Below are 25,610 nucleotides of genomic sequence, written 5' to 3'. Positions count from 1 at the left end.
GTTTTAATACTTGTTATAAGATTGATGATTGTAGAGTTTTAGAATCTTTAAAATAGCTGAGCGCGCTAGCACAGAAGCAGAGATGCCGTAGTATTCCTATAGTATTAAACAACCTAAATTATACACTTCTGACTTTAGGGAGAGGGAAGTGAACGAATTAATTTCTACTATTAATGTAAGTAGAGCAAAGAGGAAAAAACACATGGCACTTCAAAAGTTAGCAGAATTTTATCCTAATTATCAGGAAGAAATCTTTGCTGGAGACGACATCAAGGGATTTGACGTTTATGCTGGCGACACTGATGAAAAAGTAGGCACGGTTTATGATGCTTTGGTTGATGACACTGGTCGTTTCCGCTATCTGGTAATTGATACCGGTATTTGGATTTTTGGCAAAAAAGTATTGTTGCCAATCGGCTCGGCCCGCTTCGACTACGGAGCCCGTCGCGTCCACGCCACAGGTCTTCGCAACAAAGCTCAAGCAGAACAATTGCCGGCTTACAATGATTTAGAACCCTTAGATTACGATCGCGAAGAACAGGTAAGAGGCGTCTACCGCAATGAAGGAACTGCCGCTACAAGCACTGCAAGTGCTGCTAGCTACGATCGCAGCAACTACAGCTACGATATGGACCGCCCCCTCTACGAAACCAACGAACAGCAGCACCAAAATCTCAAGCTTTATGAAGAACGCTTGATTGCCAACAAACACCGCGCAAAAACAGGTGAAGTAGCAGTTGGCAAGCGCGTGGAAACTGAAACAGCGCGAGCTTCAGTACCCATTGAAAAAGAACGAGTCGTAATTGATCGAGTAACCCCGGTAGAAGCGGGTCGAGTAGTTTCACCCGGTGAGGCTGACTTCCAATCAGGGGAAGTTGCACGCATGGAAGTCTACGAAGAAACTGCCGACATCCACAAGGAAGCTTTCGTGCGCGAAGAAGTTAACGTCAGAAAAGAAGTTGTTCGCAGCACGGTTGAGGGCGAAGAAACCTTGCGTCGTGAAGAATTAGACATTAAGACTGATGGAACTGCGGTTGTAGATAATACCAATAAAAAGATCTAAACCAACCGCAACAGCTATTGCATAGGAATTGCGCCTTAATGACATAATTCTGTCAGCGCGCAGGTTTGATTGGATTGGTGGCGATCGCGCAATTCATATGTGAGCGGCGGGGGGGGTACAAAACTTGTCTGGTTTTGGCAACGTTTATGCACTTTCCCCGCCTTTACCAATTTCCCCTTACCAATTCATAATAAAAATCCCTAAGCAGGAAAGTTTAAAAAATGAACGGTCAAGCATCAGCAGAAAAGATAGCAACTGCTAAATCAATAACCCGTCTCAACCGGGTGCCGGAAAAAGTCAGAACTAAGCTAAAAAGTTTTACCGTCAAAGACAACCAAGGTCACTTAGTAGGCAAAGTTAAAGATGTCTATTTTGATGCTAGCGGTCAGTTAAACTTTGTGGTGGCAGGGCTAGGCAGCGAAAATACCCGCATTTTTTTATTAAGTATTAAGCTGCTAAAAAAAGTCGATTATCACCAAAAAGCCCTGTTTGTAAGTATCAATTCAGCTCAAGTCGAACTGCTGCCGGGAGTTTCGGCCAATGCGGGGAGTCAGTATTTAGAAAATGCCTCAGAAGAGCATAGTGAATTCAGCAACAGTGAGTTAACAAATCCCTCAACAGCTATGTCAAATCTAACAGATGCCGATCTCACCGATGAAAGTTTGGAGACAAATGAGGATGAGGAAAACTTCGATATAGTCGATCAAGAAGTAATTCGCCTGCTAGAAGAACGATTGGTGATCAATCGCAGCAAGCGCAAAGTCGGCGAAGTGATAGTGCGTAAAGAAATTGAAACTCGGATGGTACAAGTACCTATCCAGTGGGAAAAGCTGATTGTCGAACAAGTCGGCGATGATCCGAAGGTGTTAGCAGAAATAGATTTAGGCGAGGGAAGCATCACCGGTATAGATTTGACGGAGATTCAGAGCGATCGCCAGGAACCGACAGTTAAGGCTGAATTTACCTCTGTGCAGAAAGCTAGCAAAATCTTAAATGCGATCGCCTCTCAACCCCGCCACGGTTGCGTTAAAGTCCGCCTAGAACTGGTTTTGGAAGACAAGCAACTGGAAGACACTTACCAAAAATGGATGACGGAACACCACTCAGATAGTTAAAATATTCGTCCTTTTCGCTCTAGATTTTAGCTATTAGCGAGAAACTTAAATCTAAGAGCGGACTGTGGCGAGTCGTACTGGGGAGAAAGTTCACCGCCATCTACTAAGATCATGTTCGGTAAATTAACCGTAATTTTGGTAGGGGCGGGTTCACGAATATCTATATCTATAATATAAGCCTGAGATCCGTAAACCCGCCCCTACCGGGATATTTAAATTTTTAGCGATCGACATCTAGACAAAATTGTACCGACTTGCGGTAAAATTGTGGTGGTCAAATTTAAAAGTATTTGAAAATGCCCCGCACAATCTCCGACATTAAAGTAAAAACGATCGCAGGCGAAGACAAGCAGCTAGGAGAGTACGCTGGCCAGGTACTCTTGATAGTTAATGTAGCTTCCAAATGTGGCTATACACCTCAATACAAAGGGCTCGAAGAATTGAGCCAAAAGTACAGCGCGGCTGGACTCCGTGTTTTAGGATTTCCCTGTAACGACTTCGGAGCTCAAGAACCCGGAAGTAATCCAGAAATTGTCAATTTCTGTACTACAAAATACGGCGTCACCTTTGAATTATTTGACAAAGTACGCACTAAAGGTACTCAGCAGCACCCGCTGTACGCTAAGCTTACGAGTGCAGTCGATCCCAAGGGTGAGGTATCCTGGAATTTTGAGAAATTCTTAGTTAGCAAACAGGGTGAAGTGGTGGCCAGATTCCCCAGCAGCGTCGGCCCAGATTCGCCAGAACTTATCGCTGCTATCGATCAAGAATTGGCAAAATAAGAAGTTCGCCAACGCAGCATTGTACAGGATTTAATGAATTTAACGGATGGCTGTTTAGGGAAGAGGGAAGAAATTAATAGGCTTTTTTTCTAATAGGTTGATAGCTTATTTTTTTCTTATCTTCCCCAGTGTTGGTAAGCACTCAGCAATTAACAATTACCGATGCTTTTATTATTTAAGTGGAGAACGGTTTAATTTAATGGAAAATACATCGGGATTAGATTTAGTTGTAGGTGTACTTGCCTTCGCAATTCTTGCAGGCGGTCTATTCATGCTATTTGTAGGCATGGCCTCCTTTCCTAAAGAAAAATAATACTAATGGATATTATGTGTGATGGCACGACCATAATAAAAATGCTTGAAGTGAAAACTTAAGTCCTCAGAGAAATCTGCGAACTTAAGTTTTCACTACCAACTTAAAACGGTTATTTTACAGGACACGAGCTGAATAAATCTAACAGCATTCACTTTGACCATTCGCACTTTACAATCATGCAAACTACCGAAAACAACGTCAAACTTGCCCTCGCGCCGGGGAATTTGCGCCGCGTTCACCATATCGCTTTAAACGTGCGCGACATGAAAGCTTCTCGCCACTTCTACGGTACAATTCTTGGCCTGCACGAACTAACAGGTGCAGAAATTCCCGCAACTTTAACAGAAATGGTAGCCGCTGGTAAAGTCGCTAATTTCGTCACCCCAGACGGCACTGTTATTGACTTATTTTGGCAGCCAGACTTGGAACCGCCAAACCCAGACCCGGAGAAAGCTTTTACCCGCGCCAACCACTTAGCCTTCGATATTGATCCGGATTTGTTCGATCGCGCTCTAGAAGTGCTAAAGTCAAATCAAATTGCGATCGACAGCGGCCCCGTCACTCGCGCTACAGGACGCGGCATTTACTTTTACGATCCTGATGGATTTATCATCGAAATCCGTTGTGATGCAGTTTAAACACTCGCTATCTGGTTCTTGGTAGTGCGGGTGTACCCTACATTTACTCTTTGGAGCGGGGTGATCCGTAAACATCCTAGCTTTAAAGTTGTTTTATGTTCCGTCTTGGCTAATAGGTTGCTTCGGCCAAGTAAACCGAAAAGTTGCTCCCTCACCTTCGGCAGATTCGAGGGAAATACTGCCCCCTTGACCTTCGACAATTTTTTTCACCAGCGACAAACCAATCCCAGTATTTTCTACTTTATCGCGAGCTTCCAAGGTCTGAAAAATCACAAAAACTTTATCGTGATATTGAGGAGCAATCCCCGGCCCGTCATCCTCTACAGAAAATTCGTAAAAATCATCTAAGTCCTTAACCGATATTGTTACGTGACCCGATTCAGCTCTGTTGTGCTTAATTGCGTTGCTAATTAAATTAGAAAAAACCTGCTGCAACAGCAATCTTTCTGTCACAAAATTTGGCATTCCCGGTTCAACTTTCACCTGAAATCCCGATGGTGGCGCCAACGAATCAATAATTTCTGCTAATAACTTCTCAACTTTTACCATTTCTGAAGGCACTTGAATGCGTCCGACGCGGGAATATTGCAGCAGTCCCTCAATCAAACCTTCCATCCTGTGAACTCTGCCGCGCAGCAGGTTCATTTGGTGCAGAGTATCCTCTGTCATCGCCTCGCTGAGGTCTTCTTCTATCCAACTGCTGAGATTTGCGATCGCCCTGAGCGGCGCTTTCAAATCGTGAGAAACTACATAAGCAAACTGGTCTAATTCTTGATTCCGCTTTCTTAAAACATTCGTCGTTTGAGCCAGGTTTTGGGCTGTCAACCTCAATTCGTGAGCGCGCAACCGCAGCGATTCCTCCGCTTGTTTGCGATCCCTAATATCTTCTACCACACCCATCAGAAAGTGAATGCCATCTTGTTCTCGCAGCAGCGAAACCGTTAAGTTTGCCCACACCAACTCTCCGTCTTTGCGGATGTAACGCTTTTCCAGAGAGAAATTTTCAATTTCTGCTGCTAACAATTGACGCACAAGTTCCAGTTCGCTTGCCAAATCTCCGGGCCAAGTAATGTCGTGAAATCTTTTATCCAGCAATTCTTGGCGGCTGTAGCCCAAAATTTCGCAAAGTTTTTGATTGACTAACAGAAATTTGCCTTCCACACTCGCTTGAACCATGCCGACTGCCGCCTGCTCAAAAGTAGCGCGAAACCGCTGCGCGCTTTGGGCTAAAGCAATTTCTGAGCGTTTGCGATCGCTAATATCGTTGCTGAGTTCCAAAATAGCCACGGGTTGATCTTGATCGTCGTACTGCAAAGTCCAGCGGCTTGCCACCGTTATTTTTGTGCCGTCTTTCTTGGTTCGCACCAGTTCTCCTTGCCAAGAGCCCTGCTCGAAAAATACTTTTTGAATTACCTCAAAAGGTTGAGTCCATTCTGTTTGTAAAAGCTTGTGAATATTTTTTCCTATTGCTTGCGACTTCCGCCAGCCGTAGAGCCACTTTGCCCCCGAATTCCAATAAGAAATCTCCCCCTTCAAGTCTAGTACCGCGATCGTATCGTTTGCCAAATCCAGCATTTGCGCTTGCTTTCGCAGAGTTTCCTCGGCTTGTTTCCGTCCTCGGGCATCGCGGCAAATAGCAATAAACAAGTGTTGATCGGCCAGACGCATTTCACTGACAGCCAACTCCATCGGAAACTTAGTTCCGTCGTGTTGAACTCCAACTGTTTCTTGCTGGTAAGTCTTCAGCGTAGTATCGGGATGTAACACAAAATATTCGATGGAATAATCCCCCACGGTGCTGTACGGCTGCGGTGGAGATATCAGCCGCCGCAAGTTTGAGCCAATTATTCGATCGGCTTTCACGCCAAAAATGTTTTCTGCTGCCCTATTAAAAGACTCAATATTTCCCCGTTCGTCCAAAGTAATAATACCGTCCGCCGCATTGTCAACCACAGCTTGAATGCGACTTTTACTTTCTTCCAAGCCAGCTTCCCGCTTCCTCAATTCCTTCTCTAAACTATCAAATAAATACCAGGAAGCCCCTGCACCCAAACAGTTGAAAAGCAAACCAGCAAATTGCAGGAAATTAGTGAAATCGCTCAACTCCCGTACTTGCTTATCTACAACTTTTTGGTAGGCTTTGCTGGCATCAGCAAACGTCTTAGTTTGTGCGCGCAGGTTATCCAGGTTCAATTTGCTTTGAGCGAACACTTTAATTATTTCCGGCGACTGCACCGTTGTTCCCGCAGTGTCGAGCTTATTCAAACTGGTTTGCAAAAAATTTATTTGCTGTTCGCTACTTTTTTTTATATTTTCAAGTCTCTGAGCTTGCCGTTGGTTTCCTTGAACGCTAACCTTGAGTGTAGCCAGCAACGGAGGCAAACTCTTCTTTGCTTCTAAGTAGGGTAATAGAAATTCGCGGCGTTTCGTCAACCCGTACCCCCGAATGCCCGTCTCTGCATCCACCATCGTCGCTAACAAGCGGTTAGTTTCCTGAAGTATTATTCTATTAGTATCTGCTCGTTTTCTGAGGTGTAGGGCACTATCGCGGAGACATGCAATTCCTATCAGGGAAGCAAACAGACAAATCACGGGGATAGAAACGATGATTGTTCCCCGTTGGCGAATTGGTCGGTCTGTCCATACAAATTGGACGGCGCGATCGAGCAAATACTTCACGGATATTGAAAAAGAAAGTTTGCTGCCAGTATATCGCTTTTTGGCAGTTTAGGCTATGGATAAGTTCGTTTTTTTATTTGGCGTTCGTCGGGGACTAACCGTGGAAACTAGATTAGACCCCTGCGATAGCTACCTGCTGACACTAACAGCAGATTTTTTTGCACGGTGTTTATACTGAGGCACGGAGAAAGAAAGGACTTTTTTCGACACCGAGACAGCAGGCGAAGCAGAAAGGATCGTTTCTGCTTTACCTTGGTTTTCGCCTGCGGCTTCTGCTTTCAAACTAGAGTCTGTTTCGCAAGTGTTTGGAACACTTGTAACTACAGTAGTCCACCTGCCTGTAGCCGGATCGCGATAACAAGTAAAAGGGTTTATTTTTAGCGGTTGACTGCAAGGTTTAATCATGTAGATGCACTCCTTTGATTCTGAGAAATTGTGCATTGCTTTCAGCAGCAGTGCTATCTCGCCAGTAGAAGCAGTATGAAGGCAAAAAGCAGAATTGTGTTTCTGCGTCCAGAGACTTTTGAAACTTCCTGATTTCCTGTTAACTTTTGCCTTCTACTGCTTCGCGACCATAGCATTACTTTTACCAAATTGCCTTTCTGGAAGCAACCCCCCACCGCCTTAATTAGGTTGAGGTGGGACTTGTGAATGCAGCGAGGCGCCCGATCGTGCCTGCAGGACAATTTGGGGATAATATAGGTATTCTAGGCTGAGAAAAAATGCTACTGTGTGATCGGCAACAGATGTTGATCGCGATCGGTGTCACAATTAAAAAGGAAATGGGTAATTGGTAATGGGTAATTGGTAAGGGGCGAATTGGTAATGCGGGAATTATTCCCTATTTTGCCATCCGTTAAATCCGTTAAATCCGTTAAATCCGGTACACAATTCCTGGCCAAACCCCCACCCGTTAAGTTTGTTAAATTCCTTACATTGCTAGTTACCGAAGTGGCTTTTAACTAATCTCAACCTTTGTCTTTAAATGAACAGTAAAAGTAGAGCCAACATCCAACTGACTCTCAACAGTGATATCGCCGCCCATCATCTGACAAAACAAGCGGCTAATGGCCAATCCTAAACCGGTGCCGCCGTACTTGCGAGTAGTCGAAGCGTCTCCTTGAATAAAAGGTTGAAACAAACCCTGCTGCTGTTCGGCCGACATTCCAATCCCCGTATCAGATACCTGCAAATAAACCCAATCGCTGCCGCCTGCTGGTTCGCGAGTCGCGCTCAACAGCACCGTTCCACCTTCGGTAAACTTCAGGGCATTCGAGAGCAAATTGAACAGAATTTGCCGGACTTTAGTCAAATCTGCGTACATCACTCCCAAATTTTCCGAGCAAGAAACTTGCAATTGATTGTGATTTTTTTCGACCAAAGGGTGCAAAGTTGCAACGACTTCTTCTATTAAATTACTGAGGTCAAATTTTTCTAAATAAAGCTCCATCCGACCGGCTTCTATCTTAGAAAGGTCTAGAATATCGTTAATTAAAGTCAGCAAGTGTTTGCCGGCGTTATAAATTTTTTGGGTATCGGGAATGATCTCTTCGAGTCCCGATTCCCGTGCTTCTTCTTGTAGCATTTCGCTGTAACCGATAATCGCGTTGAGCGGCGTCCGCAGCTCGTGGCTCATATTGGCTAAAAAAGTGCTTTTAGCTCTCGAAGCTGCTTCAGCTTTGTGTAAGGCTTCTTGCAAGGCTATTTCGGCTCTTTTTCGCTCGGCAATTTCGATGCGGAGCAGTTTATTGGCGGCGGTGAGTTGAGCGGTGCGCTGATCGACGGTCATTTCTAGCTGCGCTTTGGCTTTGGAGAGTGCTTCCTGAGCCCGCTGGCGCTCAAATCCTTCGATCGCCAGCGCTACCAAATTTGCCAAAGAATCGGCGAAGGTGCGCTCCTCCAGAGCCCATTGGCGGGGTGCGCCGATATGTTCGAGAGAGAGGATGCCCACGATCTGGCCGCCGAGTCTAATTGCTACATTTAATATGGAGGAATTGGGCTTGCTGGCATTCGACAGCACAGCGGAATGTTCGGCTAGCGAAGATGAGTGAGACAAATCTGTCTGTAGAGAGTTTTGAGTCTGTGGCTCAGGTTCTAAAGCATTGTCCGATCGCAAATTTTCGCCCGGTGCGTCGCCTTCAACATCTAACAGTGAAAAATTTAAATCGCTTGCCGATATGCACTCCCGGCTCAAATGATTCTCCTGGGTGCGATCGTACACGTCGAGACAAACTAATTTGAGGTTGGGGATTTTAAACTTAGAAGGATTAACCCCCTCGTTTTGCTCTGGGGCAGGGGCCCCTGGATCGAGTGGCTCTGTTTTGTTGTGGGCGAGCACTCTCTCCGTAAAATTTAGCTGATCGCTGGGGTAGCGAGTTCCAAATCTTCCATGGTTGTAAAGCCACACGCTGACTTTTTCCACATCCAAAGTCCGTGCTGCAGCCTCGGTAATTTCGCGAATTCCCACATTCAGCGCACCGCTGTTGAGAGTCCTCTGCCTACCTAGCTGCAACAAAGCCAAACTCTGGCGGCGCAGCCGCTTTTCGCTTTCTTGGAGGGTTTGTTCTGCTTCCTTGCGCTGGGTGAGGTCGTACAAGGCGCACAATGCCGTCTGCTGCCCGTTAAACACCAGCGACTGAACCGAGATCATCGCCCAGAAAGCGGTGCCGTCTGATTTTTTGCAGTGGAGTTCGTAGTTTTGGAGGTATCCCTCTTTAGCAAGTGCCTCAAGTACCTTTGGGCGATCGGCGGGGTTGAAGTAAAAGTCTGGAGTGCTGCAGCCGATCAATTTTTCTAGGGGTATGTTCAGGAGAGAAGCCAATTGAGCGTTCGCATACAGAATTAAGCCGTCACAGAGGCGAGAAACCAATACTGGCACGGGAGTTGCCGAGGCGATCGCCCGAAACTGCTCTTCGCTTGAACGCAGGGCCAACTGAGCTTTGCTTAGCAAGTGAGCTTCCATCGTATCTGAATGTTCGGTGGTAGTCTCCAGCAAAATTTCTAGGTCAACCTTTTCGCGCTTCAAGTTTTCAAGTTCCGCACTCAGCCGTTGAACGTCGAAAAGTAGCTGTTCTGTCGATGGTTCTTCCTGCATAGCAATTGAAAATTGGTAATTTTTAGTCTGTTCTGAAGTTTTTTAGGGTTTTGGGCTAGTTTAACTATGACTTATTCCGATTAACTTCAGCTACCCTCCTCCTGGTTCCCCGACCTAGCCGGGGATTCATCTTTACCTTTTTCGCTACTATTCCAATTCTAAGTGCAAGGAAGGCATCAGCCGCTGCAAGTTCTTCAGGGATTTGCTCTGCCAGGGGATCTGTTTAGAACCTTTGATGGCGATTTGAATATTTTTTTGCTGGCGCACTTTGATCACAAATTTTGAGACAATATTAATTCCAGAACTATTTAAAAATTCTAGCTTTCGCAAGTCTAGAGTAACGGTGTTTGGGCAGGAGTCAGCCACTTCGTTGAGCAGATCGACGATCGGTGCGTAATCTTCCACCTGGCTGAGTCGGAACGAGCCGCTACAGGTGACTGTTTGCGTAGCGCGATCGTACTGGATCGTATAATCTTTGGTCTGAATCTCCATACTTTTGTCAGTTGTCGGTTTTGAGTGGTAAAGGGGCTTTGGCTGCGTGAGCGAGGATTGAGCTTCAGGCTAGCACGATCAAAATTCAGCCGTTTGCCGAAGGCGCGATGCCTTTGCCTGTGTAACTTTTATTACATATACTGCCAACTCTACCATTGCCACAGGGCAGTTATGAGTTATTTGAGGATTTATCAGTTGTGATACCAGTTGGCAAAAATAATGCAACTGTTGACTAGCTCCAAACCCTGATAGTCCTCAGTCATTGCCAATCTAACATCTCAAATCTCCCATCTCAAATTGTATGAGTTGTGGGTTGACGAGAGCAGCTTTTGCTGATGTTCCGAGCTATCAATTCGATTTTTTTTCTCAACTTGGTATTGACAAAATCACCAAAACATGAGACATATTTCACATCTGACACAGAAGTGAAGGGGAGAATATTTAATGGCAATTTCAGGAATTACAGAGAAGCTTTTGGCGGCTAAAAAAGCTAAGGGAATTAGTTTTGCAGATTTGGAAAAAGTTTTGGGGCGCGACGAAGTTTGGATTGCGGCGGTTATTTACCGTCAAGCTACCGCCTCAGCAGATGAAGCCGAGAAGATTATCTCGGCTTTGGGACTAGATAGCGAGATGGCTGCGGTTCTCTGTGAACCTCCCTTAAAAGGTTCTTTGGAATCCTCGGTTCCGGTTGACCCCCTGATTTATCGTTTCTATGAAATTATGCAGGTTTACGGGATGCCACTCAAAGCAGTGATTCACGAAAAATTTGGTGACGGGATTATGAGCGCGATCGACTTTACTTTGGATGTCGAGAAAGAAGCAGACCCAAAAGGCGATCGAGTGAAAATAATTATGTCTGGAAAATTTTTGGAATACAAAAAATGGTAAGCCCGTGCCACTTTACTTTCCCGTGAAAATTAAAAATTCAACTTGGCTCGAATCACTCATGACTAATGAATAAAGCCTCAAAAGTGTTAACTTAGAAATAGAGATCGCGAAGCTTGACTGGCTTGGGTGTCGGATCGGGAAACCCTTCTAGGGCAAAGCTAAGGTCGCTCCCGCGGCAACTTCCCCAGTCAAAACAAGCAACCGCAACCGTAAATTAAGAGGCAAATATGTCAAAATATGACTCCCATCTCAGATGCTCCTTTTGCGGTAAGTCGCAAGAGTACGTCCGCAAGTTAATAGCTGGGCCCGGCGTCTACATTTGCGATGAATGCGTGGAACTGTGCAATGAAATTTTAGAGGAGGAGTTCTTTGACTCCAGTAAAACAATTGGTCAACAGATTCCCCAATCAGAGGTGCGAGAGTCTCAGGGACAAGGAACGCGGCGTCCAGGTCGATCGAATAAATCGAAAATTGTTTTAGCTCAAATTCCGAAACCAACAGAGATTAAGCAGCATTTAGACAACCACGTCATCGGCCAGAATTCAGCAAAAAAAGTCCTTTCTGTAGCAGTTTACAACCACTACAAGCGCTTGAGCGTTGACCAAGCTAAAGATAACGACAAGTCTTCCGCCGACAGCGATGTGGAACTGCAAAAATCCAACATCCTGCTAGTTGGCCCCACAGGTTGTGGCAAAACTTTGTTAGCGCAAAGTTTGGCGCAAATGCTCGAAGTTCCGTTTGCGGTGGCGGATGCGACGACACTGACAGAAGCTGGATATGTCGGCGACGATGTAGAAAATATCTTGTTGAGGCTGTTGCAAATGTCCGATTTTGATGTGGAATCGGCGCAGCGGGGCATTATTTATATTGATGAAATTGACAAGATTGCTCGCAAAAGCGAAAACACTTCGATCACTAGAGATGTATCGGGAGAAGGAGTGCAGCAAGCGCTGCTAAAAATGTTGGAAGGAACCGTGGTTAACGTTCCCCCGCAAGGCGGCCGCAAACATCCTTACCAAGATTTTATTCAAGTTGACACGAGCAAAATTCTATTTATTTGTGGCGGTGCTTTTGTCGGTTTGGAAAAAATAGTTGAACAGCGTATGGGTAAAAAATCCTTGGGCTTTATTCAGCCAACAGAAAGCGACAGCAACTCGACTTTGCCGGCGAAAGACAAGCGGGCCGCTGATATTTTGCAACAGGTACAGCCGGACGATTTAGTCAAGTTTGGTTTGATTCCTGAGTTTGTCGGGCGGATACCGGTGGTAACGGTGATTTCGCCACTGGATGAAGCAGCTTTGATGCAGATATTGACCGAGCCCCGGAATGCGCTGGTGAAGCAGTATCAAAAGCTGTTGAAGATGGACAGCGTGGAATTGGAATTCCAGCCGGAAGCGCTACGGGCGATCGCCCAGGAAGCCTATCGTCGTAAAACAGGCGCGAGAGCTCTCCGCAGCATTTTAGAGGAGTTAATGCTCGATGTGATGTACGAGTTGCCTTCTCGTAAGGATGTGGCCCACTGTATGATTACTCCTGAAATGGTGGAGAAGCGATCGACTGCGGAATTGCTGTGGCATCCCGCTTGGCACAAACAGCACGAAACTGCATAATTGGTAATCTGTAAACTGCCGATAGCGCACCCTAAAAACGACTAAACCAGCCCCCAGATTTATCCCTGGGGTCGTTTTCTCCAATCTGAAATCTAAAATTTAAAATCTAAAATCGATTGGTGGCAAGTGCGGTATGACCTGAGATGTTGCACCATTGTCAGCAACAGGCTTTCCGGCCTGTTCCACAAAAGATAAATTTTCTTGTGGAACAGGCCGGAAAGCCTGTTCAGAAAAGGCTAATTGGGAATGGTGCAACATATGAGGTATGATGTGAATTCTCGATCGGTTCTAGCGGGGAGCAGCCGCTAGAGGAAACGGGGAAAGTTCGGTGCAAGTCCGGCGCTGTCCCGCAACTGTAATGAAACCCTTGGGGTTTTTCAAGTCAGAATGCCCGCCGATATCTCACTCACTTTTGAACGCATCTGCGAGGTACGGATGATGGATGGAATTAATGCGGCTGTACGCACAAAGCACAGTCTGTTTGTTTGCACTGCTTGCGCTAGTGTTTGGAAAAACGGCAAGCGAGAAGGCAAAAGCGGCGGTCAACAATTTATGGAAGACTTATCGCAACTTGCTCAAGATTGGGAGTTTTCTGATAAATTTGAGATTCAAGAAGTGGAGTGCATGAGTGCTTGCAGTCACTCTTGTGCGGTGTCTTTTGCTGCTGTTGGAAAGTACACTTATCTGTTTGGCGATTTACCAGCCAATGAGTCAAAAACTGCGGAAGCTGTACTCGAATGTGCGGGTCAATACTATGCTAAACCAGACGGTTTGTTGCCTTGGTCTGAGCGTCCTGAAGTTCTGAAAAAAGGCGTTTTAGCAAAGATTCCACCACTTCCTAATTAGAGTTTTTCTCGTTCCTAGGATCTGCCCAGTGGTGACAACTTAACGTCAAACCGACAGTCTCTCTTGTTTTTATCGAAATCTAGATCCCCCCTAACCCCCATTAATAAGGGGGGGACAAGAAATGTTCTCAAAGTCCCCCTTCTTTAGGGGGATTTAGGGGGATCTAGACTTCGCCGAAAAGCGACTTTTATTGTAGGCTTCAGTCTTAAGTTGTCACCTACTATCTCTTCCTGGTAACGCATACCCAGCCAGAGGCTCGTATTAAAAGCGCTCTTTTATTCCAGCGAGGCAGAGCCTCTAGATAAGTATTCCCAGGCAGAGCCTGGGAACGAGATATCCCATCACCAAATAAGCACAACATTATCAATGCACAAAATTCCTGTTACTGTCATCACTGGTTTTCTTGGTAGCGGCAAAACTACCTTAATTCGCCACTTATTGCAAAATAATCAAGGTCGCCGCATTGCTGTTCTGGTTAACGAATTTGGCGAAATTGGAATTGACGGAGAACTGCTGCGCGATTGTCAAGTTTGTGACGAAGAAGAAAATGTCAGCAGCAATATTGTTGAACTAACCAATGGTTGTCTTTGCTGCACTGTTCAAGAGGAATTCTTGCCGACTATGCAGGAATTGTTGAAGCGTAGAGAACAAATTGATTGTATTGTAATAGAGACTTCTGGCCTCGCACTTCCTAAACCTTTGATTCAAGCTTTTCGCTGGCCGGAAATTCGCACGGGTGCTACTGTAGACGGTGTGGTTGCTGTTGTCGATTGCGAAGCTATTGCTAGCGGTTCTTTTGTCGGTGATATCGATGCTTTGATGGCACAGCGACAGGCTGATGATAGTTTGGATCACGAAACTCCGATCGAGGAATTGTTTGAAGACCAGTTAGCCTGTGCCGATATGGTACTTTTAACGAAGGTCGATCGCGTAGATGCCGAAACTCACCAGAAAGTCCAAAGCTGGTTGCAGCAAGAGTTGCGTCCGAGTGTGAAAATTGTGCCCTGCAAAGGTGGCGAAATTAACCCTGATGTGCTCATGGGATTTAATGCGGCGGTTGAGGATGATTTGGAGTCTCGCCCGAGTCACCACGATACTGGGGAGGAACATGAACATGATGATGATATTAACTCGACTTTCTTTATTGCCGATCGCGAGTTTGAACCTGAAGCATTGGTGAAAAAACTGCAATCCTTGATGCAGCAGGAGGAAATCTATCGGATTAAAGGGTTTGTAGCGGTTCCCAAGAAACCGATGAGGATGGTGTTACAAGGTGTGGGTTCGCGGATAGAATATTTTTACGATCGCCCTTGGCAACCTTCCGAGCTCCGCCAAACCAAATTAGTGCTGATCGGTAGAGAGTTAGAGCGCGATCGAATTGCAGCTATGATTAACAACTAATTGTCATCTGATAGGGACGGGTTGATCGATATTTGGAATTGCAGCAAATATTATTGGTCAAACTCGCCCCGACAAGCTCTCACGAACAATTTATTAACATTCTTTAATATTGTGGGCGGTGCCAGCAGGTCTGGTGTAGAATAGCGATAATGGTTATCATTGTACAATAATCGAGGTCAAGTATGGTGACTGCTGGGGCGATCGAATCAGTACCTGTTACTGTTCTCACAGGCTATCTGGGTGCAGGCAAAACTACGCTACTGAACCGCATTTTAACACAGGAACATGGCAAAAAAGTTGCAGTCATCGTCAACGAATTTGGCGAAGTAGGCATCGACAACCAACTGATAATTGATGCTGACGAAGAAATTTTTGAGATGAACAACGGCTGCATTTGCTGTACAGTCCGAGGTGATTTAATTCGGATTATCGGTAACTTAATGAAGCGGCGCGACAAATTCGACCACATAGTTATCGAAACCACAGGTTTAGCCGACCCCGCGCCCGTAATTCAGACATTTTTTGTAGACGAAGATATGCGGGACACATTACTGCTAGATGCAGTTGTCACGGTAGTCGATGCCAAGCACATCTGGCAGCACTGGGACGCAGACGAAGCTCAAGAACAAATTGCTTTCGCTGATGTAGTTTTACTCAACAAAACTGATTTAGTGAGTGACGAAGAATTGGCAGAATTAGAAAAGCGAATTCGTGCAATGAATGCAATGGCAAAAATTCACCGCACCCGCAACGCTGAATTAGCAATGGATGCTTTGTTGGGCGTTAAAGCATTTGATTTGAACCGGGCATTAGAAATCGAACCCGACTTTTTGGGCGAACACACTCACGAACACGACGAAACAGTAACTTCCGTAGCAATAGTCGAAGCCGGTGCTATTGATGGCAACAAATTTAGCGATTGGATCGGCGAATTGTTGCGAACTCAAGGCACGAATATTTTTCGCACAAAAGGCATTTTGAATATGGCCGGAGAAAACAAGAGATTTGTTTTTCAAGGAGTACATATGCTATTTGATGGCAGACCTGATCGGCCTTGGCACGCTACAGAAACTCCGAAAAATGAACTCGTATTCATTGGTCGCGACTTAAACGAAAATCAATTGCGAGAGGATTTTCGGAAATGTCTGGTTTAACTGACATATTGAAGCATTTTTAATAAGCTTTTTAGGAACAGGCAAGATGCCTGTTCCACAAGAAGACAATTCATTTCTTGTGGAACTGAACAGGCAAGATGCCTGTTCCACAAGAAGACAATTCATTTCTTGTGGAACTGAACAGGCAAGATGCCTGTTCCACAGGAATAAAATTCATTTCTTGTGGAATGGAACAGGCAAGATGCCTGTTCCACAGGAATAAAATTCATTTCTTGTGGAATGGAACAGGCAAGATGCCTGTTCCACAAGAAGAAAATTCATCTCTTGTGGAACGGGCATCTTGCCCGTTCTTAAGAAGAGTGCAACATCTCAGATTCAATAAATATGGGTAACAAAAAGACAAATAAAACTGAACTAACCCTGCAATTTCACGCTAAAGAAATGCTGTCTGACTACGTAACTGCTGTTACTTGGTCGCCTGACGGCAAAACTTTAGCAGTCTGTTCCGCTGCGGGAGAAGTGATGCTGGCGAAAGTAGGGGCAGTTAATGAATTGTCCTTGCAAAGGCTACAAACTGCCACGGGTAAATCAGCCGATTGCTTGTCTTTTTCCCGCGACAGTCAATTCCTAGCTGCTGGCGGACAAGATGGAAAAGTGCGAATTTGGCGGGTTAATTCTGGGGAATTAATTGCTGATTTGGATAACCAGCGTGTCTGGGTTGATAAGTTAGCTTGGAGTCCCAACTGCAACCAGTTAGCTTTCAGTATGGGCCGCTACGTTCAGGTATGGAATGTTGAGGATAATGTTGTTGAAGTAACGCTGAATTTCGAGTCATCATCTATCCTCGATTTAGCATGGCATCCTATGGTTCAATATCTGGCAGTTAGCGGCTATCAAGGCGTCAAAGTTTGGCATGGCGAAGACTGGGACGAAGACCCGGAAATTTTATCAGTACCCTCCGCAACCGGTGCAATTGCTTGGTCGCCACAAGGAGAATATTTAGCTTGTGGCAATATGGACAATACTCTCATTGTTAATGAATGGGGAAATTTTGAACCGTGGGTAATGCAGGGTTTTCCGGGGAAGGTTCGGGAGTTAGCTTGGTCGGATAAAACTAATTCTTTGGGTGCACCTTTGTTAGCTGCTTCGAGTTCTCAAGGTATTTCTGTCTGGGAAAGAGACGCTGATGAAAGAGTCGGTTGGGATTCTTGGGCGTTAGAGGTGCATGAAAATGTGGTAAATGCGATCGCCTTTCAACCTAGCACATTTTTATTAGCTTCCGCCGCCGCAGACGGTCAAGTTTGTTTGTGGGGGGAAGCAGAACAATTGCTGCAAATTCTAGAAGGTGCAGAGGGCGGTTTTTCCTGTCTCGCATGGCATCCCGAAGGCCAGTTTCTCGCCGCTGGCGGATGCGGTGGCGAATTGCTGGTTTGGTCAAAGTCTATGCGCGGCACAGGCTTCGGGCGGCGCTAAGTTGGCATAATGGGCGCACCTGTTTGACCAAAACATAAAAATTGAAAACTTGGTCTTGACAAAATGCTAGATTACAATACCATTTTAGTGGCTGCACTATCCTCAAAGGCGATCGACCATTATGACTCAACAGCAATTTCTCGAACAAATCAACACGATTCTTGACCAAAACCACCTGCTGAAACACCCGTTCTACCAAATGTGGAACGAAGGTAAACTCGACCTCGCAATGCTGCAAGAGTACGCCAAAGAATACTATCTGCAAGTCCACAACTTCCCCACCTATGTCAGCGCTACGCACGCCGCCTGTGACGACATCAAAATTCGTCAAATGCTCCTCGAAAACCTGATAGAAGAAGAGAGAGGCACTGTTAATCACCCCGAACTGTGGCTGCGATTTGCCGAAGGTTTGGGTTTAGACAGAAATGCAGTTCTCAATCACGAACACTTAGAAAAAACCAGCGAATCCGTTCGCATTCTCAAAGACTTAGCGCGCAGCGAATCGCCCGTCAAAGGTTTAGCAGCCCTTTACGCTTACGAAGCGCAAATCCCAGAAGTTTCTACAACCAAAATCGCTGGTTTGAAGGAATTTTACGGCATCGATTCCGAAGCTGCTTTGTCTTTCTTTAAAGTCCACGAAAAAGCCGACGAGTTCCACTCGCAAGCTACTCGCGAAGCGCTGTTAGAACTTTGCCAAACTGAAGAAGCAAAACAGGAAGCGCTGTTAGCCACCGAGAAAGCAACTTTTGCTATCAACTTACTGCTGGACGGTGTTTACGAAGCTTATTGTCAAGCTAAGTAAGTAAGCTGTACTGGACGCAGAATCTCTATATGTAGCCCTTGTAGGGACACGGCAATGCCCATTGGTGTCAACTTAAACCGAAAAGTCAGCCAGTCAGCCCGTCAGTCCGCCAGGGAATGAATTCCCTGTCTAATAGCTAAAGTCCTCTGAAGAGGACTAATGAGTTGAAAATTCTTTTTTTCAGTCCTCTTAAAAGGACTTTAGCTTTGAGGCAGGGGTTTCAACCCTTGCCGGACTATGGGTTATATCTTAAGTTGACACCTATGGGCATTGCCGTTTCCCTACTGGAAAATTTTTGCGTAAGTAAGCGTAAAAAACGCACAACAGATAGAGTGCGTCCAGAAATGTTATCCTCTCTTTCTTGTCAAAATGCCTTGACTGGGACTGAACAATAAAGCTAGTAAAAATAACCCAAAAACAACTAATACAATTGCCGCACCCGATGGCATATTCAAATAATAGCTGAGATACATACCCGTCACGCTAGCTATAATCCCAATAACGGCTCCTAATCCCATCATTAAATGTAGCTCTTTTACCAACAAATACGCCGTGATTCCCGGCCCGATTAATAGCGAAATTACTAACAGCGCCCCCACAGTTTGCAAACTCGCAACAATCGTCAGCGTAATCGCCGAAATCATCCCCAAATAAATCCAGTTTACAGGCAAACCGCACGCTTGCGCTCCCTGCGGGTCAAAAGTATAAAATAGCAGTTCTTTATAAAACATTTTAACGGTAGCCAAAATAATCAAAGTAATGACAAAAGTCTGCTGCACGTCAGCAGGTGCAACTGACAAGATATTCCCGAACAAAAACCCGTCTAAGTCTAATTTGGTTGTCCGCAACAGGCTAATTAGCGTCACGCTAATTGCTAAAAATGTAGACAAGATTAATGCCATAACTGCATCAATTTTAAGGCGCGATTGCGATTGAATCCACGCCATAATTACGGCGCTGATAATTCCCGATATAAACGCGCCGATCGAAATATTGAAACCTAAAGAAAAAGCCACCGGCAATCCTGCTAATACTGAATGGGCTATCATGTCAACCATCATTCCCATTTGCTGTACAATTAAGTAGGAGCCGACAACGGCGCAGAGAATTCCTAGCAAAACGCCGACAGCGATCGCATTTCGCATGAACTCGAATTTTAGCGGCTCAATTAGTAGGTTTAACATTTAATTACGTCAATAATAGGATTTTTTCAACCACCTTCAATTGCACAGGCGGGACGCCCGTGCCACTATCCCTTGCACAGGCGGGACGCCCGTGCTACTATCCATTGCACAGGCGGGACGCCCGTGCCACTATCAACTGCACAGGTGGGAGGCCCGTGCCACTATCAATTTCACAGGCGGGAGGCCCGTGCCACAATCAACTGCACAGGCGGGACGCCCGTGCCACTATCCATTGCACAGGCGGGAGGCCCGTGCCACCTTCAACTGCACAGGCGGGACGCCCGTGCCACTATCAATTTTAAAGATAAATCTTTTTTTGCTTACGCAGAAACTAAACTTAAATCGTATCCATAGGCTTTTTGAATATTGGCGGCGGTAAGCACTTCCCGGCAGGTACCAGTTGCAATTAACTGCTTATTTAGCAATAATAAATTGTCGTACTGTTTTAAAGTTTCGCCTAAATCGTGACTGATTACTAGCAACGTTTTATTTTCTGCTTTGAGTTCGGCAAAAATATCAAAAATAATTTCTTCGGTGGCTTTGTCGATCGCGTTAAAAGGTTCGTCGAAAAAGAATAAATCGGCTTGTTGGGCGATCGACCTTGCTAAGAAAATCCGCTGTTGCTGTCCACCAGACAGTTCGCCAATTTGCCGATCGCGCAAATCCCACATTCCTACCCGCAGCAAAGCAGCTTTCACCAATTCTTGGGACTGCTTCGAGGGCGATCGAAACCAACCAGTCTGAACGGTTCGCGCCATCATCACCGCATTCCACACCGTAATCGGATAATCCCAGTCAATTTGCGATCGCTGCGGCACATAAGCCACCCGCGACAACTGTTCCTTCAGCAGCCGCCCCTGATATTTGACCAAACCCCGACAGGTGGGTATCAATCCCAGCATCGCTTTCACCATCGTGCTTTTCCCCGCGCCGTTGGGGCCCAACACGCCAGTTAATTGCCCCGATTCTAAATGGAAATTCACGCTGTTGAGGGCCGAAATTCCGCGATAATTGACCGCCAAGTCTTGCACTTCTAACATAATTCGAGATTTTGAGAACGATTCTTGCTCGTAGCTACTAGAATAGGATAACTCGAAAAAGCAATAACGATTATCGTTCCAAAAGTGAAAATGTTAAAGAACTTGGCTGGAAAAACCCGCAGATTGTGGGGTACGGCTGTTTTGGCAATTGGCTGCGGGCTGGTTGGATGCAGTGGAGGAGAGAATGCAAGTAATGGAGTGCCAGCGAGTCCCGCCGCAACTCAAACTCAAGCCATTCAGGCCGCCAACTTGCCCAAAGTCGTGGCCACGACTGGCGTTATCTGCAACATAACTAAAGAAATCGCTCAAAGTTCGATCGACACCACCTGTCTGATCAAGCCGGGAGACGACCCTCACGCCTATCAAACCAAGCCGGAAGACCGCAAAGCGATTGAAACAGCAAATCTGATTTTATACGGTGGCTACAACCACGAACCCAGCATTATTAAGTTGATTAAATCCAGCAGTAATTCCGCGCCCAAAATCGCCGTCCACGAACTCGCCGTTCCCAAACCGCTGATGGGCGAACACGAGCACGAAGATGGTGAAGAGGAAGCGGAAAACAAACCCCCTGCAGAAGGCGAAACAGTCCCTGACCCTCATGTTTGGCATAACCCTGAAAATGGCATCGGTATGGTAGAAACAATTCGCGATGAATTGATCAAAGTTTCCCCCAGCAATGTTCAACTTTATACAAAAAATGCAGCCAGCTTAACAGATGAGTTGCAAAAAGTAGATACTTGGATAAAAGCTCAGATTGCGACTATTCCAGCAGAAAAACGCAAGTTAGTAACAACTCACGATGCTCTGAGTTACTATGCCGATGCTTACGGTTTGGAGATTGCTGGAGCTTTGCAGGGTGTGACGACAGAGGAACAGCCCACCGCAGCAAGAATTGCCGAATTGTCCTCAGAAATTAAGACTGCAGGAGTGCCGACAATTTTTGCCGAAATTACAACTAATCCGAAGTTGATGGAGACTGTGGCGAGGGAGGCAAATGTCAAAATTTCCGACAAGGAACTGTACAGCGACGACTTGGGCGGCCCCGGCACTGGTGCTGATACATATCAGGGAATGCTGACAACTAATACTTGCACGATTATTTCTGGCCTCGGTGGCAATTGTACTGCCTTTGCAGCAGAAACTGCACCAAATCCCAAACCATAGACTTCCTAAAGTGCGCCTAGCAAGCACTTTACATTTCAATACGGTTCAGTTAAGCTCGATCTCCCTGGCACCCCCCTCCCGGGGGGGACAAGAACTTACTCAAAGTCCCCCTTCTTAAGGGGGATGCGAGGGGGATCTCCGAGGAATAAATAGTTTTAACCCAAGCGTATTGCCTTATATTTGCTCGCTACGCAGCAAAAAGCAGCGCTCGCAATCGCAGGGGTTTTCGATTGCAAACGCTGCGTTTGCTGCGATGACTTTAAGGTGAATTTGGCTCCTCGGTACTGGGGGGTTTTTGGCCAATTCCCAATTGCTTCTTAGAGGATTTTAAGTTTTTCCAAAGCATCTTAATATCTTTATAGGCTTTCTCAGCGCTAATTTTTCCCCCTGTTTCCAGCGAGCAAATATAAGTTATTTTTTGAGCAAACTCCTGCAAGTTGGCATTAAACGCCAAGTTTTCTGGCGTGAAATCACCGTAGTAGCGATTGCGAGGATGTAAAAAATCTTCCCGCTCTTTCATTGCCCCCTCCTAATTAAACTTTTGGTATTCAGCTTTTGGTTCGGTCTCTGTTTTTAATAGCACTATTGGTACTCAGTATCGCGGCGCTAACTTGCTTCTATTGTATGGCGTAAGTAGCAATTGTGCTTTTTCGCTCGGTATTGAGTTTATTAATGCAATTTTAACCTTAATTTAGCTTTATTTTAACTTTTCTTTAACCTAAAAGCAAAAAAGGGGAAATGCGCTGTTCGCATCTCCCTTTCGATATATTTTAGAGTGGTTGATTAATCTTTTTTGAAGCCAAATATTTATTTGTGGCATTCGCAGCCGGTGTGGCCGCAGCCGCTGCCGTTGGGGTGGCCGTCAGCGCAAGCACTGGAACAGTAGGTTTTGCCCTCTTTTTCAATGGCTTCACTGACGTTGACAACGCACGAGCATGAAGGACAGGCACATTTTGTTTGGGTGGCGGTAGTCATTTTAAATTCTCCTGGTGGGGTTGTTTGTCTCTACTAATATCTGAACATATATTCAGATATTAGTCAAGGGAATGTAAAAGTTTTGTTACAAAAGGTTTGTCGATCGCACTAAAATGAAAATGAGAATTAAAACTAGCCGGGAAAAGATGTCACCCAACTCTGCTGTTAATGGAGCGATAAGTCAGTCTCACGAACAAAAGGATACACCAACGTGCGATCGACCGCACTTAGTTGACAGTTGGCGAGCCGGCGAAATCCAAACACAAGTTCTCAACACGGCAAAAGCCCAGCGGATGGCTGAGTTTTTTAGTCTGTTGGGAGATGCCAACCGCCTGCGGCTGCTATCTGTATTGGCAAAACAAGAACTGTGCGTGTGTGACTTGGCTGCGGCGTTGAGTATGAGCGAGTCAGCAGTATCGCATCAGTTGCGGGCATTGCGGGCGATGCGGTTGGTAAGTTACCGCAAGGTTGGGAGACAAGTTTTTTATAGTTTACTCGATCGCCACGTTTTTGAACTTTACCAAGCAGTCGCCGAACACTTAGACGAAGCCGATTAAGCTTTTGGGCCTGGGGCAGTGGGCATTGGTAATGGATTTAAAATTTTGTAGGGGCGGCTTTTACCAATAATCTCGGTTTAAGACCAATAATCTCGTAAACCCGCCCCCACCTAACTAGATATTAATCTTTGACGGTATGGCCTGTCACCACAACCGCCTGTTTAATTGATTCTTCAGAAGCTTGAGCCTCAACCGTAACAGTCTTAGCTGCGACATCCACATTGACAGAAGCCTCGGAGTCAACAGTTTTGATGGCTTTGGTAATTGTATCGCCGCAGCCGGAACAGACGATCGAGGGAACGTTAAGTAGTATTGCCATAATTCAGCAAAATTTCGTAGATGACAGTATTATTTTTTATTGTAATCTAAATTCGTGAAACACGCGCTTTCGCCGATTCTGCCAGTGGTTTAAACCCTGCATCAAAGCTCAATTCGCTTCAAACTCACATCTTGCACCCTTCTCAAGAACGGGCTCTCCGGCCCGTTCCACAAAGAATGAGTTTTCTTGTGGAACAGGCATCTTGCCTGTTCCTAAACAAGTAATTGAGAATGGTGCAATATTTCAGTTAAAACCGACTTGAGAGTTTGACGTTAAAAGTTATACATTTAGGACTAATGCCAACGGGCAGATTAAACAAAGGTATGTAGTTGCGCTTCAGCGCTCTTAGCTTAGGAAAGAGCGCGAGCATCTCAATGAAAGCAGCTAAGCCCAAAATTGGAGTTAGGAGTCAGGAGGAAAGAGTCAGAAGGAAGAAAGAAGGAGCCAGAATAAGTGTTTTTACAAATATGAGATGCTTCCGGGAAGAGCGCTGAAGCGCAACTACGTACCTGCCAGGAGGAAAGAGTCAGGAGGAAGGAAGAAGGAGCCAGAAGAAGGGTTTTTACAACTATGAGATGCTCCGGGGAAGAGCGCTGAAGCGCAACTACGTACCTGCCAGGAGGAAAGAGTCAGAAGGAAGAAAGAAGGAGCCAGAAGAAGTGTTTTTACAACTATGAGATGCTCCGGGGAAGAGCGCTGAAGCGCAACTACGTACCTGCCAGGAGGAAAGAGTCAGAAGGAAGAAAGAAGGAGCCAGAAGAAGTGTTTTTACAAATATGAGAGGCTCCGGGGAAGAGCGCTGAAGCGCAACTACGTACCTGCCAGGAGGAAAGAGTTAGAAGGAAGAAAGAAGGAGCCAGAAGAAGTGTTTTTACAACTATGAGATGCTTCCGGGAAGAGCGCTGAAGCGCAACTACGTACCTGCCAGGAGGAAAGAGTCAGAAGGAAGAAAGAAGGAGCCAGAAGAAGTGTTTTTACAACTATGAGATGCTTCCGGGAAGAGCGCTGAAGCGCAACTACGTACCTGCCAGGAGGAAAGAGTCAGAAGGAAGAAAGAAGGAGCCAGAAGAAGTGTTTTTACAAATATGAGAGGCTCCGGGGAAGAGCGCTGAAGCGCAACTACGTACCTAAGAGTTAATGGGTAGTTGTGACCGTTGGCATTAGTCCTAATAATATTACTTCAAACTTAATAGTTTGGAAGGTAAATTAGTATCCGGTATGCGCCGCCCAACGGCGGCGGCTACAGGGCGCAAACTCGCAACTAAATCTACCATATCTGGCAAAGAAAGAGCTTGCCGCGCGTCAGAAACCGATTTTTCGGGTTGCGGGTGACACTCAATAATTAATCCGTCTGCACCGCAAGCAACTGCTGCTTTGGCTAGTGGTGCGACTAATTCTCGCTTGCCGACGGCGTGAGAAGGGTCTACAATTACTGGCAAATGAGTTAACTGTTTCAGCGCTACGACTGCACCTAAATCTAATACGTTGCGAGTGTAATTGTCGAAGCTGCGGATGCCTCTTTCGCAGAGAACTACATGAGGATTTCCGTGACTGAGAATGTATTCGGCGGCCATCACAAATTCTTCGATTGTGGCTGATAAGCCGCGTTTTAGTAGGACTGGTTTTCCGGCTTGACCGATCGCCTTTAGTAACTCGAAGTTTTGCATATTGCGACTGCCTAGTTGCAGCATATCAGCATAGGTGACAACTGGCTCGATTTGGGCGATCGACATTACCTCTGTCACCACGGGTAAACCGTAACGGCGGCTGACATCGGCTAAAATTTCCAGTCCCTCAATTCCCATGCCTTGGAAAGAATATGGAGATGTGCGGGGTTTGTAGACTCCGCCTCGCAAAGCTTGCACGGAGGCGGCAGATAGTTGGCGGGCGACTGTTTCCATTTGTGCGGAACTTTCGACGGTACAGGGGCCACCGATGATTAATAATTCTGTGCCGCCGACTGAGACTGTTTCTGAGAGTTTGACAATTGTTTGGTGTTCGGGATGAGATTTGGTTACGAGTTTGGCTTCTAACATGAGGGTATTTTCCTGGAA

Annotated in this window: 25 protein-coding genes and 1 riboswitch; of the genes, 15 read left to right on the top strand and 10 right to left on the bottom strand. The window is 45.8% G+C overall.

The window, feature by feature from the left end; genetic code table 11:
- Nucleotides 1-202 precede the first annotated feature (202 nt).
- From D0A37_RS23330 to D0A37_RS23315, 4 genes are all read left to right on the top strand, one after another.
- On the top strand, nt 203-1,063 hold the full coding sequence (locus D0A37_RS23330) for a DUF2382 domain-containing protein (protein WP_242717995.1): 861 nt from the start codon (nt 203-205) through the stop codon (nt 1,061-1,063).
- A 221-nt stretch (nt 1,064-1,284) separates the two neighbouring features.
- Entirely contained in the window at nt 1,285-2,178 is an 894-nt protein-coding gene (locus D0A37_RS23325; protein WP_242717994.1) for a YsnF/AvaK domain-containing protein, read from the top strand.
- A gap of 296 nt (nt 2,179-2,474) precedes the next feature.
- The gene (locus D0A37_RS23320) at nt 2,475-2,960 is read left to right on the top strand and encodes a glutathione peroxidase (RefSeq protein ID WP_242717993.1); all 486 of its coding nucleotides are present in this window, start codon (nt 2,475-2,477) and stop codon (nt 2,958-2,960) included.
- A gap of 492 nt (nt 2,961-3,452) precedes the next feature.
- Nucleotides 3,453-3,914 carry a VOC family protein gene (locus D0A37_RS23315; RefSeq protein ID WP_242717992.1) on the top strand — a complete coding sequence of 154 codons (462 nt, stop codon included), beginning with the start codon at nt 3,453-3,455 and terminating at the stop codon, nt 3,912-3,914.
- Between the two features lie 93 nt (nt 3,915-4,007).
- On the opposite strand, the gene D0A37_RS23310 is transcribed toward D0A37_RS23315, so the two are convergent.
- Entirely contained in the window at nt 4,008-6,395 is a 2,388-nt protein-coding gene (locus tag D0A37_RS23310; RefSeq protein ID WP_242717991.1) for a PAS domain S-box protein, read from the bottom strand.
- 124 nt (nt 6,396-6,519) lie between these two features.
- Between D0A37_RS23310 and D0A37_RS29175 the strand changes: the two genes are divergently transcribed.
- Nucleotides 6,520-6,645 carry a hypothetical protein gene (locus tag D0A37_RS29175; RefSeq protein ID WP_278187103.1) on the top strand — a complete coding sequence of 42 codons (126 nt, stop codon included), beginning with the start codon at nt 6,520-6,522 and terminating at the stop codon, nt 6,643-6,645.
- A gap of 77 nt (nt 6,646-6,722) precedes the next feature.
- Here the strand turns inward: D0A37_RS29175 and D0A37_RS23305 are convergent, their stop codons facing one another.
- The 3 genes from D0A37_RS23305 to D0A37_RS23295 all read right to left on the bottom strand — a co-directional run bounded on the left by D0A37_RS23305 (nt 6,723) and on the right by D0A37_RS23295 (nt 10,179).
- Nucleotides 6,723-6,875, bottom strand: a complete 153-nt coding sequence (locus tag D0A37_RS23305; RefSeq protein ID WP_242717990.1) for a hypothetical protein — start codon at nt 6,873-6,875, stop codon at nt 6,723-6,725.
- Nucleotides 6,876-7,551: 676 nt separating this feature from the next.
- Complete coding sequence (locus D0A37_RS23300; protein ID WP_242717989.1) at nt 7,552-9,687, bottom strand: sensor histidine kinase; 2,136 nt, start codon at nt 9,685-9,687, stop codon at nt 7,552-7,554.
- A 147-nt stretch (nt 9,688-9,834) separates the two neighbouring features.
- Complete coding sequence (locus D0A37_RS23295; protein ID WP_242717988.1) at nt 9,835-10,179, bottom strand: slr1659 superfamily regulator; 345 nt, start codon at nt 10,177-10,179, stop codon at nt 9,835-9,837.
- A gap of 444 nt (nt 10,180-10,623) precedes the next feature.
- Here D0A37_RS23295 and cynS point away from each other — a divergent pair, with 444 nt between their 5' ends.
- The 8 genes from cynS to D0A37_RS23255 all read left to right on the top strand — a co-directional run bounded on the left by cynS (nt 10,624) and on the right by D0A37_RS23255 (nt 18,314).
- Nucleotides 10,624-11,067 (top strand): cyanase, encoded by a 444-nt coding sequence (gene cynS, locus D0A37_RS23290; protein ID WP_242717987.1) that lies wholly within the window; start codon nt 10,624-10,626, stop codon nt 11,065-11,067.
- A 227-nt stretch (nt 11,068-11,294) separates the two neighbouring features.
- Nucleotides 11,295-12,677 carry an ATP-dependent protease ATP-binding subunit ClpX gene (gene clpX / locus D0A37_RS23285; RefSeq protein WP_242717986.1) on the top strand — a complete coding sequence of 461 codons (1,383 nt, stop codon included), beginning with the start codon at nt 11,295-11,297 and terminating at the stop codon, nt 12,675-12,677.
- 266 nt (nt 12,678-12,943) lie between these two features.
- Nucleotides 12,944-13,090: riboswitch (cobalamin riboswitch) on the top strand.
- Entirely contained in the window at nt 13,065-13,523 is a 459-nt protein-coding gene (locus tag D0A37_RS23280) for a DUF1636 family protein (RefSeq protein ID WP_445242433.1), read from the top strand. (Overlaps the previous riboswitch by 26 nt.)
- Nucleotides 13,524-13,889: 366 nt before the next feature.
- Nucleotides 13,890-14,924 carry a cobalamin biosynthesis protein CobW gene (gene cobW, locus D0A37_RS23275; RefSeq protein ID WP_242717984.1) on the top strand — a complete coding sequence of 345 codons (1,035 nt, stop codon included), beginning with the start codon at nt 13,890-13,892 and terminating at the stop codon, nt 14,922-14,924.
- A gap of 182 nt (nt 14,925-15,106) precedes the next feature.
- Nucleotides 15,107-16,078 carry a CobW family GTP-binding protein gene (locus D0A37_RS23270; protein WP_242717982.1) on the top strand — a complete coding sequence of 324 codons (972 nt, stop codon included), beginning with the start codon at nt 15,107-15,109 and terminating at the stop codon, nt 16,076-16,078.
- A 46-nt stretch (nt 16,079-16,124) separates the two neighbouring features.
- Complete coding sequence (locus D0A37_RS23265) at nt 16,125-16,301, top strand: hypothetical protein (RefSeq protein WP_242717980.1); 177 nt, start codon at nt 16,125-16,127, stop codon at nt 16,299-16,301.
- A 122-nt stretch (nt 16,302-16,423) separates the two neighbouring features.
- Nucleotides 16,424-17,512, top strand: a complete 1,089-nt coding sequence (locus D0A37_RS23260) for a WD40 repeat domain-containing protein (RefSeq protein ID WP_242717978.1) — start codon at nt 16,424-16,426, stop codon at nt 17,510-17,512.
- Nucleotides 17,513-17,633: 121 nt separating this feature from the next.
- Entirely contained in the window at nt 17,634-18,314 is a 681-nt protein-coding gene (locus tag D0A37_RS23255) for a CADD family putative folate metabolism protein (RefSeq protein ID WP_242717976.1), read from the top strand.
- Between the two features lie 347 nt (nt 18,315-18,661).
- Here D0A37_RS23255 and D0A37_RS23250 read toward each other — a convergent pair whose 3' ends face one another.
- Together D0A37_RS23250 and D0A37_RS23245 are read right to left on the bottom strand one after the other, a co-directional pair.
- Nucleotides 18,662-19,498 carry a metal ABC transporter permease gene (locus D0A37_RS23250; RefSeq protein ID WP_242717974.1) on the bottom strand — a complete coding sequence of 279 codons (837 nt, stop codon included), beginning with the start codon at nt 19,496-19,498 and terminating at the stop codon, nt 18,662-18,664.
- A 320-nt stretch (nt 19,499-19,818) separates the two neighbouring features.
- A complete protein-coding gene (locus D0A37_RS23245) occupies nt 19,819-20,538 on the bottom strand; it encodes a metal ABC transporter ATP-binding protein (RefSeq protein WP_242717972.1) in 720 nt (239 codons plus the stop codon).
- Between the two features lie 90 nt (nt 20,539-20,628).
- Between D0A37_RS23245 and D0A37_RS23240 the strand changes: the two genes are divergently transcribed.
- Nucleotides 20,629-21,705 carry a metal ABC transporter solute-binding protein, Zn/Mn family gene (locus D0A37_RS23240; protein ID WP_242717970.1) on the top strand — a complete coding sequence of 359 codons (1,077 nt, stop codon included), beginning with the start codon at nt 20,629-20,631 and terminating at the stop codon, nt 21,703-21,705.
- A gap of 259 nt (nt 21,706-21,964) precedes the next feature.
- Here D0A37_RS23240 and D0A37_RS23235 read toward each other — a convergent pair whose 3' ends face one another.
- Together D0A37_RS23235 and D0A37_RS23230 are read right to left on the bottom strand one after the other, a co-directional pair.
- The gene (locus D0A37_RS23235) at nt 21,965-22,225 is read right to left on the bottom strand and encodes a DUF7219 family protein (protein ID WP_242717968.1); all 261 of its coding nucleotides are present in this window, start codon (nt 22,223-22,225) and stop codon (nt 21,965-21,967) included.
- Between the two features lie 287 nt (nt 22,226-22,512).
- Nucleotides 22,513-22,680 carry a metallothionein gene (locus D0A37_RS23230; protein WP_242717966.1) on the bottom strand — a complete coding sequence of 56 codons (168 nt, stop codon included), beginning with the start codon at nt 22,678-22,680 and terminating at the stop codon, nt 22,513-22,515.
- Between the two features lie 146 nt (nt 22,681-22,826).
- On the opposite strand from D0A37_RS23230, the gene D0A37_RS23225 reads away from it, so the two are divergent.
- Complete coding sequence (locus tag D0A37_RS23225) at nt 22,827-23,237, top strand: ArsR/SmtB family transcription factor (protein ID WP_242717964.1); 411 nt, start codon at nt 22,827-22,829, stop codon at nt 23,235-23,237.
- Between the two features lie 121 nt (nt 23,238-23,358).
- On the opposite strand, the gene D0A37_RS23220 is transcribed toward D0A37_RS23225, so the two are convergent.
- Both D0A37_RS23220 and aroF read right to left on the bottom strand, forming a co-directional pair.
- Nucleotides 23,359-23,556, bottom strand: coding sequence for a heavy-metal-associated domain-containing protein (locus D0A37_RS23220; protein WP_242717962.1), 198 nt, complete (start codon nt 23,554-23,556; stop codon nt 23,359-23,361).
- Nucleotides 23,557-24,731: 1,175 nt separating this feature from the next.
- Nucleotides 24,732-25,592: a 3-deoxy-7-phosphoheptulonate synthase gene (aroF, locus tag D0A37_RS23215; protein WP_242717960.1), complete on the bottom strand. Its 861-nt coding sequence runs from the start codon at nt 25,590-25,592 to the stop codon at nt 24,732-24,734.
- Nucleotides 25,593-25,610 lie beyond the last annotated feature (18 nt).

This window comes from Microcoleus vaginatus HSN003 (assembly GCF_022701255.1).
GTDB classification, from domain to species: Bacteria; Cyanobacteriota; Cyanobacteriia; order Cyanobacteriales; family Microcoleaceae; genus Microcoleus; species Microcoleus vaginatus_B.
Note: the sequence above shows the minus strand (reverse complement) of the source record. Positions and strands in the feature narration are given on the sequence as shown.

Coding starts and splice junctions, on each gene's coding strand:
- D0A37_RS23330 (WP_242717995.1), top strand. CDS start 203: ATGGCACTTCAAAAGTTAGCAGAATTTTATCCTAATTATCAGGAAGAA.
- D0A37_RS23325 (WP_242717994.1), top strand. CDS start 1,285: ATGAACGGTCAAGCATCAGCAGAAAAGATAGCAACTGCTAAATCAATA.
- D0A37_RS23320 (WP_242717993.1), top strand. CDS start 2,475: ATGCCCCGCACAATCTCCGACATTAAAGTAAAAACGATCGCAGGCGAA.
- D0A37_RS23315 (WP_242717992.1), top strand. CDS start 3,453: ATGCAAACTACCGAAAACAACGTCAAACTTGCCCTCGCGCCGGGGAAT.
- D0A37_RS29175 (WP_278187103.1), top strand. CDS start 6,520: ATGATTGTTCCCCGTTGGCGAATTGGTCGGTCTGTCCATACAAATTGG.
- D0A37_RS23300 (WP_242717989.1), bottom strand. CDS start 9,687: ATGCAGGAAGAACCATCGACAGAACAGCTACTTTTCGACGTTCAACGG.
- D0A37_RS23295 (WP_242717988.1), bottom strand. CDS start 10,179: ATGGAGATTCAGACCAAAGATTATACGATCCAGTACGATCGCGCTACG.
- cynS (WP_242717987.1), top strand. CDS start 10,624: ATGGCAATTTCAGGAATTACAGAGAAGCTTTTGGCGGCTAAAAAAGCT.
- clpX (WP_242717986.1), top strand. CDS start 11,295: ATGTCAAAATATGACTCCCATCTCAGATGCTCCTTTTGCGGTAAGTCG.
- D0A37_RS23280 (WP_445242433.1), top strand. CDS start 13,065: ATGCCCGCCGATATCTCACTCACTTTTGAACGCATCTGCGAGGTACGG.
- cobW (WP_242717984.1), top strand. CDS start 13,890: ATGCACAAAATTCCTGTTACTGTCATCACTGGTTTTCTTGGTAGCGGC.
- D0A37_RS23270 (WP_242717982.1), top strand. CDS start 15,107: ATGGTGACTGCTGGGGCGATCGAATCAGTACCTGTTACTGTTCTCACA.
- D0A37_RS23265 (WP_242717980.1), top strand. CDS start 16,125: ATGCCTGTTCCACAAGAAGACAATTCATTTCTTGTGGAACTGAACAGG.
- D0A37_RS23260 (WP_242717978.1), top strand. CDS start 16,424: ATGGGTAACAAAAAGACAAATAAAACTGAACTAACCCTGCAATTTCAC.
- D0A37_RS23255 (WP_242717976.1), top strand. CDS start 17,634: ATGACTCAACAGCAATTTCTCGAACAAATCAACACGATTCTTGACCAA.
- D0A37_RS23250 (WP_242717974.1), bottom strand. CDS start 19,498: ATGTTAAACCTACTAATTGAGCCGCTAAAATTCGAGTTCATGCGAAAT.
- D0A37_RS23245 (WP_242717972.1), bottom strand. CDS start 20,538: ATGTTAGAAGTGCAAGACTTGGCGGTCAATTATCGCGGAATTTCGGCC.
- D0A37_RS23240 (WP_242717970.1), top strand. CDS start 20,629: ATGTTAAAGAACTTGGCTGGAAAAACCCGCAGATTGTGGGGTACGGCT.
- D0A37_RS23235 (WP_242717968.1), bottom strand. CDS start 22,225: ATGAAAGAGCGGGAAGATTTTTTACATCCTCGCAATCGCTACTACGGT.
- D0A37_RS23230 (WP_242717966.1), bottom strand. CDS start 22,680: ATGACTACCGCCACCCAAACAAAATGTGCCTGTCCTTCATGCTCGTGC.
- D0A37_RS23225 (WP_242717964.1), top strand. CDS start 22,827: ATGTCACCCAACTCTGCTGTTAATGGAGCGATAAGTCAGTCTCACGAA.
- D0A37_RS23220 (WP_242717962.1), bottom strand. CDS start 23,556: ATGGCAATACTACTTAACGTTCCCTCGATCGTCTGTTCCGGCTGCGGC.
- aroF (WP_242717960.1), bottom strand. CDS start 25,592: ATGTTAGAAGCCAAACTCGTAACCAAATCTCATCCCGAACACCAAACA.